This is a genomic window from Pseudarthrobacter naphthalenicus, from assembly GCF_029076445.1.
GTDB lineage: Bacteria > Actinomycetota > Actinomycetes > Actinomycetales > Micrococcaceae > Arthrobacter > Arthrobacter naphthalenicus.
The window spans coordinates 219,288-232,820 of record NZ_JARESG010000003.1; the positions used below are offsets into that span (position 1 = coordinate 219,288).

Genomic DNA, 13,533 nt, shown 5'->3' on the forward strand with positions numbered 1-13,533 from the left:
CTACGGTGCGGCAGGCGGCACGGAGTCGGCGGATGAGACTTCACGAAGTGCCTCGATGACGCTCAGCAGGTGGCTGCGCACCGCCTGCTCCGCAGCCTCAGGATCGCGGGCCACCACGGCGTCGATGATGGCGGCGTGCTCCCAGACCGAGACCTTTGCGCGCTGGGGCCGGGACGACAATTTGAACTGGTGGCGGACGCTCTGCGCGTGCAGCCGCGCCAGCACATCGGCGGCCGTGGCATGATTGCTCAGTTCGCGGATCCTGACGTCCAGGTAACGGTTAAGCCGGGCATATTCGACCAGGTCTCCCTCGGCGACCGACTCGATCATGGCAGCCCTGAGGCGGCCGAGGGCTTCGGCGTCCTCATCCGTGAGACTGGCGGCTGTTTTGGCGGCGCACAGGCCTTCGACTCCCATCCGCACCTCCAGGATTTCGATGGCCTCATCCACGGAAATTGACCGGACCCGGGATCCGCGGTTCGGCAGCCGTTCCACCAGGCCTTCGCCGGCAAGCTCAAGCAGGGCGGTGCGCACGGTGGCCCGGCTTGCCGAGAAAGCGGCACTGAGGTCCGCCTCAACGAGCCGCTGGTTGGGAACGTACTCACCACGGATGATGGCGTCGCGGATAATGTCGGTCACCCTCTGATCAGCGCCGGGTTCCGCGTCCGCTGACGGTGAGGCATTTTCAAGCGTTGACGACATTCCTGCCCTATCTCCCATAATCGCCGAACAGAGGCACCGCTGATGCTGGCCACCATTTTGTCTACAATCTTAGGAGCAACGGAGGGAAGTGTCCCATGCAGGTCGCCGTTTTAGGTCTCGGGGAAGCCGGAAGCATCTATGCAGCAGACCTCGCCCGGCTGGGGCTGAGCGTTGCGGCAGTTGATCCGCTCGTTGCCACGGCGCCGGAGGGGGTCCGTTCCGAGGACGACGTCGCCACGGCAGTCCGCGGGGCAGCGCTCGTGCTGAGCCTGGTGGGCGGCCGCGCGGCGGGCACCGTCCTGGACGCGGCGTTGCCGGCGATGGAACAGGGAGCCATCTTCGCTGACATGAATACTGCCGGCCCGGCAGATAAGCTGCTCCTCGCGAAACGAGCGGCCACGCATGGCATCGCCTTTGTTGACGTGGCGATCCTCGCCCCGGTTCCACGATCCGGGGCCCGGACCCCGCTGGCCATGAGCGGACCCGGGGCCGCGCAGCTGCAGTCCATCCTGGCCGGACTGCAGATTCCTGCCAGCACTGTGGGCGAGGAAGCGGGAGCCGCGGCGGGGCTCAAATTGCTGCGGAGCGTCTTTATGAAAGGCCTCGCCGCGGCGGTCCTCGAATCCGTCACTGCTGCCCGGGCGGCAGGAGCGGAGGAGTGGATCATTGACCAGATAGCTTCCGAGCTTGGCCCGGAAGGGAAACGTGCGGTGTCCCGGATTCTCGAGGGCACATCCACGCATGCCGCCCGGCGCGAGGCCGAGATGCACGACGCACGTTCGTTCCTTGAAACTCTCGGCGTAGCCCATCCGATAACTGACGGCGCCATCGAGTGGCTGCACTCGCTGTCGCGGCCGGATCCGGGCTGAACCGGGCTTCACCCGGGCAGGCGGCTCGGGTGAACGTGGTTCGGAATTGGGTGCTGGCCGGCGGGCAGTCCTTACTGACTACACCCGCCACCGGCCAGCACCTCCAGCAGACGGCTCAGGCGACCCGCCACACACTGCATTCGTCTGTGTTGACGGCTTTCCGGAGGCCGGTCAGACGGTCCATGATCCACACAACACCGATGCCCGGCGCTGTTTCCTGAACGCTGCCGCGCCGGATAACCACATCGTCATAGTTCGGGCCCACTGACAGGCGGGCTTCGATTTCGTCGCCGCGGTGGAGTTGGTCCAGGGCGCGGACCCGGGTCGCGTGGGCTTTGACTTCCTTCAACATGGTGGCCTCCTGGCTGGAGCTGGTGCCTGCATTTGCCGGCACTTCCAGTGTGGCCGCGCATTGTTGCGGTGCGGTTTCCTGATGGTTAGGGCCCTGTTAGTTCCCTGCGCCGGTCCGGTTTCGGCGCCCACGGAAGAACGGCCGGTCGGAAATGGGCCGCTGCAGCGCGGAATTGGGCCGCTGCGGGGAACCGGGCGCATAGGGTGGTGGCATGGAACTCGGCAGCGGGATCTGGACAGCCATCCTGGGCGCAGCGGCCGTGGCCCCGCTTGCCACCTTTGGCGTTGTTCTGGTGGCCTTCCTGACCTACCGGCAGAAATCGAACGCCGACAAGCGGGACCAGTGGTGGAAGCGCGCCCAGTGGGGCATCGACTCTGCGCTGGACGACGCCGATCCCAAGCGACGGCTGGCCGGGATCCAAGTCCTCGTCCAACTGATCGGCAGCAACCTCGCGACGCCGGAGGACGCTGATTTGATGAGCGCACTGGCAGTGGGCATCCAGGACCAGGAGCTTGACAGGCACCAGCTGGTGGACACGCGGCAGGAAGGCCTGGTCCCGGCGCCCGGCCATGGCACCCGGGAGGGTCCACGGCACGAGGTCCGGCTGGCCTCGCGGGGCACCACCGTCGCGGTGGACTCGGCGGCAGCGGCCCGCATCCTCCGCGAATCCGAGCTGCTCCTCGCCGCTGACGTGCGACGATCCCAGGCCTAGCCCTACCGCCGGCGCGGATGGCGGGCAAGAATGGGCACTATGCAACTTCCCGTGATGCCTCCCGTTTCACCCATGCTTGCCAAATCCGTCAGCGGCCTTGGCGGCGTCCCCGAAGGGAGCGGCCTGAGCTACGAACCCAAATGGGACGGTTTCCGGTCCATCATCTTCCGTGACGGCGACGACCTTGAAATCGGCAGCCGCAATGAAAAACCCATGACGCGGTATTTCCCCGAGCTGGTGGTTGCCCTGAAGGAGAATCTGCCACCCCGGTGTGTGGTGGACGGCGAGATCATCCTGGTGGACGCTTCCGGCCAGCGCCTGGATTTCGACGCGCTGCAACAACGCATCCACCCCGCAGCCAGCCGGGTGAAACTGCTCTCGGAGCAGACGCCCGCCAAATTCGTGGCCTTCGACCTGCTGGCGTTGGGGGAGGAGGACTTCACCGGCCGGCCCTTCGCGGAGCGCCGGGCCGCACTGGAAACGGCGCTCGCCGGCAGCAAGGCTCCCGTCCACCTCACCGCCGCCACCGAGGACAAGGCACTTGCGGAGCAGTGGTTCCAACAGTTCGAGGGTGCCGGACTGGACGGAATCGTGGCCAAACCGCTCACGGGCACCTACCAGCCGGACAAGCGGGTGATGTTCAAGATCAAGCACGAACGCACGGCCGACTGCGTGGTGGCCGGTTACCGTTTGCATAAGAGCGGGCCGGACGCCATCGGCTCGCTGCTGCTCGGGCTGTACAAGGACGACGGCGGTCTGGCCAGCGTGGGGGTGATCGGGGCGTTCCCGATGAAGCGGCGGCAGGAACTCTTCGAACAGCTCCAGCCGCTGGTCACCGACTTCGAGGACCACCCGTGGGCCTGGGCCAAGCAGGCGGACGGCGAGCGGACGCCCCGCAATGCGGAAGGCAGCCGGTGGAGCGCGGGCAAGGACCTGTCCTTCGTCCCCCTCAAACCGGAACTCGTGGTCGAGGTCAGGTATGACCACATGGAAGGTGAGCGCTTCCGGCACACAGCCCAGTTCTCGCGCTGGCGGCCGGACCGGGATCCCGAGTCCTGTACCTACGCCCAGCTGGAGGAACCGGTCAACTTCGACCTCGCCTCGGTGCTGGAGACCGGCCGGCCATAGGCACCCAAAGCCGCCCGCCGCCGTCGTTCTTCACACCGGAACAACCCGGTCATCACCAGGAAAGCCCGCCACTCGAGGAAGTGGCTGGCTTTCCGGTGTCAGATCGGGCTCATGCGCTACTTCAGGCCGAGCTGCTTAGTGGGTACCTTGTAGGTTTCCTTGGCGGTGAGGGCGGAGATTGCCGCGATGCCGCAGATCACGGCGGTGAAAATGCTGATCTGAACCCAGCCGCCGGGCTTGATGCCGCCCATGGCGGCGACAATGGCCGGAGCGAAGCCTGCCATCAGGAAGCCCAGCTGCGTGCCGATCGCCAGGCCGGAGAAGCGGACCTTGGTGCTGAACATCTCGGCGTAGAAGGAGGGCCAGACGGCGTTGGAGGCGGCATAGCCGAAGGAGAAGAAGCCGATGGCGGCCACGAACATCAGCGGCACGCTGCCCGATTCAAGGCTGAGCAGGAACAGCGGGGTGAGGATGGCGCTGGCCACGGCGCCGTAGATGAAGACCGGCTTGCGGCCGATCCGGTCGGCAAGCTTGCCGAACAGCGGTTGGGTGCCCAGTGCCACGAGGTTGGCGCCCACCACGAGCCACAGGGTGGTGGTTCCGTCCACCCCGGCCACCGTCTTGGCGTAGCTGATGGCCAGCGTGCCGAAAACGGTGGACACGGCGGCGATGAAGGCGCAGGCAACAACGCGCAGGACGTCGCGCCAGTGTCCCTTGAGGAGGTCGGCAACGGGGAGCTTGGAGATCTGGGCCGTCTTCTGTGCTTCCGCGAAAGCGGGGGGTTCGTGCAGCGAACGGCGGATGAAGAACGCAACCACCACAACCACGGCGCTGAGCCAGAACGGGATGCGCCAGCCGATGCCGTACTTGATCTCGTCCGGCAGGGCCAGCACGGGGATGAAGACGAGGGCCGCGAGGATTTGGCCGCCCTGGGTGCCGGTGAGGGTCCAGGAGGTGAAGAAGGAGCGGCGGTTGTCCGGGGCGTGCTCGAGTGTCATCGAGGAGGCGCCGGCCTGTTCACCGGCGGCGGAGAGGCCCTGGCAAAGCCGGGCGAGGACCAGCAGGGCCGGAGCCCACCAGCCAACAGTTTTGAAGTCGGGAAGGCAGCCGATGAGGAAGGTGGAGGCGCCCATCAGGACCAGCGTGAACATCAGGACCTTTTGCCGGCCCACCCGGTCCCCGAAGTGGCCCAGGATGACGGCGCCCACGGGGCGTGCCACATACGCAAACCCGAAGGTGGCGAAGGACATGATGGCCGCGTTCGCGTCAGCGCTGGGGAAGAAGACGGTCGGGAAAATCAGCGCTGCGGCGGAACCGAAGATGAAGAAGTCGTAATATTCGACGGCGCTGCCCAGGAAGCTGGCGAGGGCTGCTTTCTTTGGCGTCCCGGCCGGGGCAGCAGTGCCCGGCTCCGCGGACGGAAGTGTCTGGCTCATGAAAGTTCCTTTGGTGTGACGACGTTGTCGCGGATGGATCTGGGAAAGCGCAGCCGCACCTGCCTGTCGTGGCAGAGGACGGTGCGGCTGGTGTCCGTTCAAAGACCCGGACTAGTAGCCACATGGTGGGAGCTACTTGTGCGATATAGCAATGATGGCTGTGAGCGCAGTCACTTGTCAAGAAAATGATCACCATCTAGAAATAGCTCTCACAATGTGGCAACATCGAGGTATGAGTGTGAATCAAGCCACAACTGACGATGACGTCTCAATCGACCAGAAGGCGCCCAAGGGCGACCGGACCGACATGGTGGGCAAGGCGCTGAGCCTGCTGGTTCTCCTGGGGGATGAGCCCCGGGGTGCCAGCGCAGCGGAGATCTCGCGCCGCGCCGAGCTTCCATTCAGTACCACCTACCGGCTGCTGGGTTCCCTGACCCGGGACGGTTTTGTGGACTACGAGCCGGACGGCCGCCGGTATCACCTGGGCCTACGGATCTTCCAGCTGGGCCAGCGGGTCTCAAACCATCACGGCTTTGCCGGCACGGCGCTGCCGATCCTTCGCCGCGTCACTGAACAGACCGGCGAGGCCACCATCCTGAGCGTCCGGGACGGGCACCACCACCTCACCGTGAACAAGGTGGACGGCCCGCAGACGTTCCGCGTCACCAGCGATCCCGGCCACTTGGGCGCACTGCACGCCACCGCCGTGGGCAAGGCCCTCGTGGCATTTGCCGAGGAGGCGGAGCGGGAGGCGCTGATCGAGGAACTCGAACTGAAACCGCTGACTGAGCACACCATTACGGACCGCGCCGTGTTCCGGGCGGAAATGGACCGGGTCCGGCGCCAGGGGTACGCCGTGATGGATGAGGAGAACGAGAACGGGATGCGCGCGGTGGCCGTTCCGCTGCTCAACGCCCAGGGCCACGCCTTCGCGTCGCTCGCCACGGCCGTCCCCGTTTTCCGCCTGAGCATGGAAGGCCTCCTGGCGCACGTTCCCCTGCTCCAGGATGCCGCCGCCGAACTCGCCGCACGGCTGCCGCAGCGCTAGGCAACAAACTAAATGTTCGCATCAAGAACATAAGTGCGATAAGTGAACAAGTGTTGTACTGTAATCCCTATCACCTGGCCCGCCGCGTCCGCCCCAAGCGCCGCCGCCCGCCACGTGCCGTACCAAAGGAGCTTCCCGGATGAGCATTCGAACTGAGTCCTACCTTGTGGGACTGGTCGGCGACGGCGTCACGCCGTCACTCACTCCGCCCATGCACGAACGCGAAGGCGACGTCCAAGGCCTGCGCTACCTGTACCGCCCCATCGACCTGCTGGAACTCGGACTGCCGGGTGACGCCGTCGGCGAACTGCTCAAATCCGCCCGCAGCCTCGGCTTCAACGGCCTGAACATCACCCACCCCTGCAAGCAGCTGGTCCTCCAGCACCTGGACGAAGTCTCACCGGACGCCCGCAGGCTCGGCGCCGTCAACACCGTGGTGATTGAAGACGGCCGCTTTATCGGCCACAACACCGACTTCTCCGGCTTCGCCGCCGCCCTCGCGGCCGGCCTCCCGGGCGCCCGGCTGGACCGCGTGGTCCAGCTCGGTGCCGGCGGCGCCGGGTCCGCCGTCGCCTATGCCCTGCTCACCGCCGGCGTGAAGGTGCTGGACCTGGTGGACATGGACGCTGCCCGCTGCGCGGCACGCGCCGCAGAACTGTCCGGCTTCTTCCCGGACGTCACCATCACACCGCGCACGACGGCGGAGCTGCCGCAGCTGATGCCGCAGGCGGACGGCCTGGTGCACTGCACGCCGGTGGGGATGGCGGCACACCCGGGCGTCCCGCTGGATTTGGACCTGCTCGAATCCCGGCACTGGGTGGCGGACATCGTTTACCGGCCCATCGAAACCGAACTTGTGCTGGGCGCCCGTGCCAAGGGCTGCGAGGTCCTGGACGGCGGCCGCATGGCCGTGGGCCAGGCCGCGGACTCCTTCCGGATCTTCACCGGGCTCGACGCCGATGCTGACCGCATGCGCGGACACTTCCTGGAACTCGTGGCCCAGGAAGAGGTGACTGCCTGATGCGCACTGGAATCGCCACCGTCTGCCTCTCCGGCACCCTGAAGGAAAAGATGCAGGCCTGCGCCATCGCAGGTTTTGACGGCATTGAAATTTTTGAACAGGACCTTGTCACCTCGCCCCTCACGCCCGGGGAGGTGCGCACGATGGCGGCGGACCTCGGCCTGACGCTGGACCTTTACCAGCCCTTCCGCGACTTCGACAGCGTGCCCGAGGACCTGCTGGCCGCCAACCTCCGCCGCGCCGAGGCAAAATTCAAGCTGATGGCGCGGCTGGGCATGGACACCATCCTGGTCTGCTCCAACGTGGCCACCGCCAGCATCGACAGCGACGACCTCCGCGCGGAACAGCTCGGCCGGCTGGCGGCGCTGGCCGAGGACCATGGCGTGAAGGTCGCTTACGAGGCCCTGGCCTGGGGGAAGTACGTCAGTGACTACGAGCACGCCCACCGGCTGGTGGAGGCCGTGGACCACCCCAACCTCGGCACCTGCCTGGACTCCTTCCACATCCTGTCCCGCAACTGGGACACCGCGCCGATCGAGGCCTTCAGCCCGGACAGGATCTTCTTCGTCCAGGTGGCGGATGCGCCGAAGCTCTCCCTGGATGTCCTGTCCTGGAGCCGGCACTACCGCGTTTTTCCCGGCGAGGGCCAGTTCGAGCTGGCCAAGTTCATGGGCCACGTGGTCCGGGCCGGGTACAGCGGCCCGGTGTCCCTGGAAATCTTCAACGACGTCTTCCGGCAGTCCGACGTGGAGCGCACCGCCGTGGACGGCATGCGCTCGCTGATCTGGCTGGAGGAGCAGAGCGCCAAGTGGCTGGACGCCAACGCCCCGGTTCTTGCCGCTGCCGGCGCCGGAACTGTTGCCGGGTTCGCGGGGGCCGGCCGCCGTCGTTATCCCATGGAACTTGCCACCCTGCCGCAGGTGGCCGAACCTGCAGGCTATAACTTTGCCGAGGTCAGGGCCGCCGACCCCAAGGGGCTGGAAACCGTCCTGGGCCAGCTGGGCTTCGAGTTCAACGGCCGGCACCGTACCAAGGACGTGCAGCTGTGGACCATGGGACACGCCCGGGTCATCGTCAACGAGGATGCGCCTGTTGCTGCGGGCAGCACGGCGGACGCCGCACCGGCCCTCACCGCCGCTATCGGTGCCCTCGGCTTTGACGTCGATTCCCCCGTGATTGCCGCCGCCAGGGCGCAGCAGCTCAAGGCCCCCGCGGTACCGCGCAAAAGCCAGGCCAACGAGGAGGTGTTCCAGGGCTTCGCAGCGCCGGACTCCACGGAGATCTTCCTGTGCCAGGGCAGTCCCGACGGCACCGCCGCCTGGACACATGAGTTCGGTGAAGGGCTGGATGCGCCTGCGGCCGGGGAGGGCGCCGTGATCGATCACGTCAACCTCGCCCAGCCGTGGCAGCACTTTGACGAGGCCGTGCTGTTTTACACCAGCGCCCTGGCACTGGAGCCGCAGCCCTTCGCCGAGGTGCCCAGCCCCACCGGCCTGGTCCGATCGCAGGTCATGGCCACCGCAGACCGTGCCGTCCGGCTGGTGCTGAACCTCGCACCCCTGATCCAGCGGGAGGGCGACGCACAACCGGAGCCATCGGGGACGGGCGCCCGGAGGACGTACCAGGAACACATCGCCTTCGCCGTGCCTGACCTGGTGGCCACCGCCAGGGCCTGCAAGGCCCGGGGCCTGGAGTTCCTGCAGATACCGGCCAACTACTACGAGGACCTGGACGCCCGCTTCGGGCTGGACCCCGCCTTCCTGGCCACGCTGCAGGAGCTGAACCTTTTGTACGACCGCGACGCCGACGGCGAGTTCCTGCACTTTTACACCGCTACCGTGGGCAGTGTGTTCTTCGAAATGGTGGAACGCCGCGGCGCCTATGACGGCTACGGGGCGCCCAACGCCCCCGTCCGCCACGCAGTCCAGTACGACCTGATGCACCGACTGAATAAAACCACGTAACACCAACACCCTATGAAAGGAGGCTGCTGTGCCTGAAGAAATCAACCTTGAAACGTACAACGCGGATCCGCTCACCGAAGACGTGTCCGACGAAGCCACGGAGGCCGCACCGAAGCAGTACGCACCCCTCGATGCCGCCGCGGAGTCACAGGCGGATCTCAGCGCAGAGATGAAAGCTCTCGGCGACGCCTATGCGCAGGCCGTCAAGAACGGCGCCCCGGCGGAAATCCAGCCGAGGCTGGACTACGCCCCCTACCGCAGCAGCGTCCTGCGGCACCCCACCAAGGACCTGCACCACGCGGACCCCGAGACCATCGAGCTGTACTCTCCGGCGTTCGGGCACATGGACGTGCACGCGCTGGAGTCGGACCTCACCATCCAGCACAACGGTGAACCGCTGGGCGAACGCATTGTGGTGTCCGGGCGCGTCCTCGACGGTGACGGCCGCCCGGTGGCCGGCCAGCTCGTGGAGATCTGGCAGGCGAACTCCGCCGGCCGCTACATCCACAAGCGCGACCAGCACCCGGCGCCGCTGGACCCCAACTTCACCGGCGTGGGCCGCTGCATCACCGGGGCCGACGGCTCGTACAGCTTCACCACCATCAAGCCCGGCGCCTACCCGTGGAAGAACCACCTCAACGCCTGGCGCCCCGCCCACATCCACTTCTCCCTGTTCGGGCAGGAGTTCACCCAGCGGATCGTCACCCAGATGTACTTCCCCGGCGACCAGCTCTTCCCGCTGGACCCGATCTACCAGTCCATCGTGGACCAGGACGCCCGCGACCGGCTCGTGGCCACCTACAACCACGAGCAGACCAAACCCGAGTGGGCCCTCGCCTACAACTGGGACATCGTGCTGACCGGGTCGAAGCGGACCTGGACCGAGAACGAGGCCCTCGGCGCAGAAGGAGACGACCATGAGTAACCCCGGCCCCACCAAGCTGACACCCACCCCCGGCCAGACCGTAGGACCCTTCTACGGTTACGCCCTTCCCTTCACCAAGGACCGCGAGCTGCTGGCACCCGGCTCCCCGGGGTCCATCCGGCTCCAGGGCACCGTGTACGACGGCGCCGGGCACCCGATCCCCGATGCGATCCTGGAGATCTGGCAGGCAGATTCCCAAGGCAACGTGCCGCAGCACACCGGGTCACTGGTGCGCGACGGCTACACCTTCACCGGATTCGGCCGCAGCGCCGTGGGCAACACCGGCGTCTTCACCTTCACCACCGTCAACCCCGGCCCCACCGAGGAGGGCGCGGCACCATTCATCTCCGTCGCGATTTTTGCCCGCGGCCTGATGAACCGGCTCTTCACCCGGATCTACCTGCCGGACAACGAGGAAGCCCTGGCCAAGGACCCGCTGCTGGGCTCCCTTGACCCGGAACGCCGGAAGACCCTGATCGCGCGCCGCGACCCGGACGGCGGACTCACGTGGGATGTCCGCCTGCAGGGTGAGGGCGAAACAGTCTTCCTGGACTTCCAGTGACGGGTGCCGCCCTGGGTTACGGAAGCACGGCGGACGGCGACGTCGGCCTGCTCAGTCCTGTCTCGGCGTCGCCCCTGGTGGCGGCGCTGACCGGTGATCGGGCGGTGCTCGCGGCGATCCTCGCTGTCGAGTCCGGCTGGGCCGCGGTGCTGGAAAGGGCAGGGCTGGCACCTGCCGGATCCGCCGCCGTCGTGGCTTCCGCCGCGGCGCCGGGCCGCTACGACCCGGCAGGCATTGCGCTCCGTGCCCAGGGCGGCGGCAACCCCGTCATCCCTCTGTTGGCTGACCTGCGGAAGCAGGTTTCGGCGTTGGATGCCACCGGCATCGGTGCCGGCAAAGCCATCCACACCTCGCTGACCAGCCAGGATGTGCTGGACACTGCCCTCATGCTCCTGGCCCGTAACACCGTGGAGGCGCTGCTCGGCGACCTGAAAGGCGCGACGACGGCGCTCGCGGCCCTGGCGGAGAAGCATGCGGACACGCTGGGCGTGGGCCGGAGCCTGACCCAGCACTCGCTCCCGTTCACCTTCGGGCTGCGGGCAGCGCAGTGGTTCCACGGCCTCGCCGCCGCCGGGCGGCAGCTCGAGTCCCTCCAGTTCCCGGTGCAGTTCGGCGGGGCCGCCGGGACCCTCGCGGCCGGCACGGTGCTGACGGCCGAATCTACCGCCACACCCTTTACCTTGGCCGATTCACTCGCCAAACAGCTGGGGCTCGCCCCTGCGCCCGCGCCATGGCACACCAACCGGCTGGCTGTCACCTCCCTCGGGAACGCGCTGGCCGCCGCGCTCGGCGCCGCCGGCAAGATCGCCACCGACGTCCTTTTCATGAGCCGGCCCGAAGTGGCTGAACTCGCCGAACCTCGCGCGGCCGGGCGCGGCGTGTCCTCGGCCATGCCGCAGAAGCAGAACCCGGTGCTGTCCGTCCTGATCCGCAGCGCCGCCCTGCAGGCTCCGCAGCTCCTGGCCCAGCTGCACCTGGCGGCGGCCAACTTCAACGACGAACGCCCCGATGCAGCCTGGCATACCGAATGGCCCGCCCTGCGTGAGCTCCTGCGGCTGGCCCTCGGCGCGGCCGGCCACCTCCGCGAGCTGGCGGAAGGACTCCAGGTTTTCCCGGCCGCCCTGCGCCGCAACCTGGAACTGGCCGGGCCGCTGCTCCTCGCCGAAGGGGTGGGTGCCGCCGTCGCTCCGCTGTTGGCGGAGAAGGACGGCCGCAGCGGCAAGGAACAGCTGCAGGACGTGGTGGACCGGACCCTTGCCGCGCCGTCCGCCGAGCAGGACGCCACCTACCGGCACCTGCTTCGCGAGGCCGTCCCCAGGGGTGCGCTGACCGATCTGCGCCTCGACGAGCTCCTGGACCCTGCCAGCTACCTGGGCCAGGCCGCCGAAATCTCCCGGCGGATCCTGGCCGCCTACCCGGACTTTTCCTCTTCAGCAACCCCCGACCAGAACGGAGCCAACCGTGGCTAAACCGACCCTCAAAGCAGTCCTGCTTTCGCCCGAACGAACCCTTGGCGAACGTCCGCTGCTGGTGGTGGGCCCCTCCCTGGGCACCTCCTCCGCCATCCTGTGGGGCCGGACGGCGGCGCTGCTGGCCAATGACTACGACGTGGTGGCCTGGGACCTTCCGGGGCACGGCGTCTCTCCGAAGGCCACGGAGGCCTTCGACGTCGCCGACCTGGCGGAGGCCGTTGTGGACCTGGTGGACTCGATCGCTCCCGGCGAGGCGTTCCATTACGCCGGCGTTTCCCTCGGCGGAGCCACCGGCCTGCAGCTGGGCATCAAACACGGCGAACGCCTCAAGAGCCTGTCGGTACAGTGCTCCGGCGCCAAGATCGGCACCCCGGAAGGCTGGCTGGACCGCGCCGAACTGGTGCGGGTCCAGGGCACCCCGGTTGTCATCCAGGGCTCCGCCGAGCGCTGGTTCGGGCCTGGCTTTATGGACCGCGAACCGGACCTGAGCAGCAAGCTCCTGCACTCCCTCCGCGACGCCGACCGCTTCAGCTACGCCTTCTGCTGCGAGGCGCTGGCCGCCTATGACGTCCGCGCCGAGCTCGGCAGCATCTCCGTCCCCACGCAGGCAGTGGCGGGTGTGGCGGATACTGTTGTGCCGCCGTCGTTCGCGGAGGAAATCGTTGCCGGCATCACCGCCGGGGGAGGCACCGCGAACGCCGTTTCCCTGGAAGGCGTGGCGCACCTCGCCCCCGCGGAGGCACCTGCCCATGTTGCCGAACTGCTGCGGAGCCTCATCAGCTGGAGCGAAACTCGGCCGGCTAAATGAGCACCGGCCAGATGAGCACCCCCAACAGTTCCGAGCGCCACGGTGTGGTCCAGCCGGACGCCACCAGCCAGGAGATCTACGACGGCGGCATGGTGGTCCGGCGCGAAGTGCTCGGCGCCGCGCATGTGGACCGCGCGAACACCAACAAGGATGAGTTCACCGAGGACTTCCAGGACATGATCACGCGGATTGCGTGGGGTGGCATCTGGACCCGGCCCGGCATCTCCCGGCAGATGCGCTCCGCCGTGACCATTACGGCGATGGTGGCGCACGGGCACTGGGAAGAGCTGGCCATGCACATCCGCGCGGCCCTCACCAACGGCCTGAGCCGGGACGAGATCAAGGAAATCCTGCTACAGACCGCCATCTACTGCGGTGTGCCGTCCGCCAACACGGCGTTCAAGACCGCCCAGCAGGTCTTCCGCGACCTGGACAGCGCAGAGTCGGCCGCCGCGCCCACCACAGAAACCCCCACCCCGCCCAACTAGGTAGCGCCAAGTGTCGTTTTGAGCCCTCAAAACGACACTTACTGCT

Annotated in this window: 14 protein-coding genes; 11 read left to right on the forward strand and 3 right to left on the reverse strand. The window is 67.3% G+C overall.

From position 1 onward, the window contains the following. Window positions 1–639 carry a GntR family transcriptional regulator gene (locus tag PY310_RS04630; RefSeq protein ID WP_275213057.1) on the reverse strand — a complete coding sequence of 213 codons (639 nt, stop codon included), beginning with the start codon at window positions 637–639 and terminating at the stop codon, window positions 1–3. A 158-nt stretch (window positions 640–797) separates the two neighbouring features. Here PY310_RS04630 and PY310_RS04635 point away from each other — a divergent pair, with 158 nt between their 5' ends. After that, window positions 798–1,571, forward strand: a complete 774-nt coding sequence (locus tag PY310_RS04635; RefSeq protein WP_275213058.1) for an NAD(P)-dependent oxidoreductase — start codon at window positions 798–800, stop codon at window positions 1,569–1,571. A gap of 115 nt (window positions 1,572–1,686) precedes the next feature. Here PY310_RS04635 and PY310_RS04640 read toward each other — a convergent pair whose 3' ends face one another. Beyond that, window positions 1,687–1,923, reverse strand: a complete 237-nt coding sequence (locus PY310_RS04640; RefSeq protein ID WP_275213059.1) for a hypothetical protein — start codon at window positions 1,921–1,923, stop codon at window positions 1,687–1,689. Between the two features lie 211 nt (window positions 1,924–2,134). Here PY310_RS04640 and PY310_RS04645 point away from each other — a divergent pair, with 211 nt between their 5' ends. After that, entirely contained in the window at window positions 2,135–2,635 is a 501-nt protein-coding gene (locus tag PY310_RS04645; protein WP_275213060.1) for a hypothetical protein, read from the forward strand. A gap of 39 nt (window positions 2,636–2,674) precedes the next feature. Then, complete coding sequence (locus tag PY310_RS04650) at window positions 2,675–3,763, forward strand: ATP-dependent DNA ligase (RefSeq protein ID WP_275213061.1); 1,089 nt, start codon at window positions 2,675–2,677, stop codon at window positions 3,761–3,763. 116 nt (window positions 3,764–3,879) lie between these two features. Here PY310_RS04650 and PY310_RS04655 read toward each other — a convergent pair whose 3' ends face one another. Further along, entirely contained in the window at window positions 3,880–5,199 is a 1,320-nt protein-coding gene (locus PY310_RS04655; RefSeq protein WP_275213063.1) for an MFS transporter, read from the reverse strand. A gap of 232 nt (window positions 5,200–5,431) precedes the next feature. On the opposite strand from PY310_RS04655, the gene PY310_RS04660 reads away from it, so the two are divergent. From PY310_RS04660 to pcaC, 8 genes are all read left to right on the forward strand, one after another. Beyond that, window positions 5,432–6,247, forward strand: a complete 816-nt coding sequence (locus PY310_RS04660) for an IclR family transcriptional regulator (protein ID WP_275213064.1) — start codon at window positions 5,432–5,434, stop codon at window positions 6,245–6,247. A 139-nt stretch (window positions 6,248–6,386) separates the two neighbouring features. Continuing rightward, entirely contained in the window at window positions 6,387–7,268 is an 882-nt protein-coding gene (locus tag PY310_RS04665) for a shikimate dehydrogenase (protein WP_275213065.1), read from the forward strand. Beyond that, a complete protein-coding gene (locus tag PY310_RS04670; RefSeq protein ID WP_275213066.1) occupies window positions 7,268–9,232 on the forward strand; it encodes a bifunctional sugar phosphate isomerase/epimerase/4-hydroxyphenylpyruvate dioxygenase family protein in 1,965 nt (654 codons plus the stop codon). Before PY310_RS04665 ends, PY310_RS04670 begins: the two co-directional genes overlap by 1 nt. A gap of 28 nt (window positions 9,233–9,260) precedes the next feature. Further along, window positions 9,261–10,157 (forward strand): protocatechuate 3,4-dioxygenase subunit beta, encoded by an 897-nt coding sequence (gene pcaH, locus PY310_RS04675; RefSeq protein ID WP_414004247.1) that lies wholly within the window; start codon window positions 9,261–9,263, stop codon window positions 10,155–10,157. Beyond that, window positions 10,150–10,719 (forward strand): protocatechuate 3,4-dioxygenase subunit alpha, encoded by a 570-nt coding sequence (pcaG, locus tag PY310_RS04680; protein ID WP_275213067.1) that lies wholly within the window; start codon window positions 10,150–10,152, stop codon window positions 10,717–10,719. Before pcaH ends, pcaG begins: the two co-directional genes overlap by 8 nt. Beyond that, window positions 10,716–12,188, forward strand: coding sequence for a lyase family protein (locus PY310_RS04685; protein WP_275213068.1), 1,473 nt, complete (start codon window positions 10,716–10,718; stop codon window positions 12,186–12,188). The genes pcaG and PY310_RS04685 overlap by 4 nt, the downstream gene beginning before the upstream one ends. After that, the gene (locus tag PY310_RS04690; RefSeq protein WP_275213069.1) at window positions 12,181–12,999 is read left to right on the forward strand and encodes an alpha/beta fold hydrolase; all 819 of its coding nucleotides are present in this window, start codon (window positions 12,181–12,183) and stop codon (window positions 12,997–12,999) included. Before PY310_RS04685 ends, PY310_RS04690 begins: the two co-directional genes overlap by 8 nt. A gap of 11 nt (window positions 13,000–13,010) precedes the next feature. Then, the gene (pcaC, locus tag PY310_RS04695) at window positions 13,011–13,487 is read left to right on the forward strand and encodes a 4-carboxymuconolactone decarboxylase (RefSeq protein ID WP_275213071.1); all 477 of its coding nucleotides are present in this window, start codon (window positions 13,011–13,013) and stop codon (window positions 13,485–13,487) included. The last annotated feature ends 46 nt before the right edge of the window (window positions 13,488–13,533 follow it).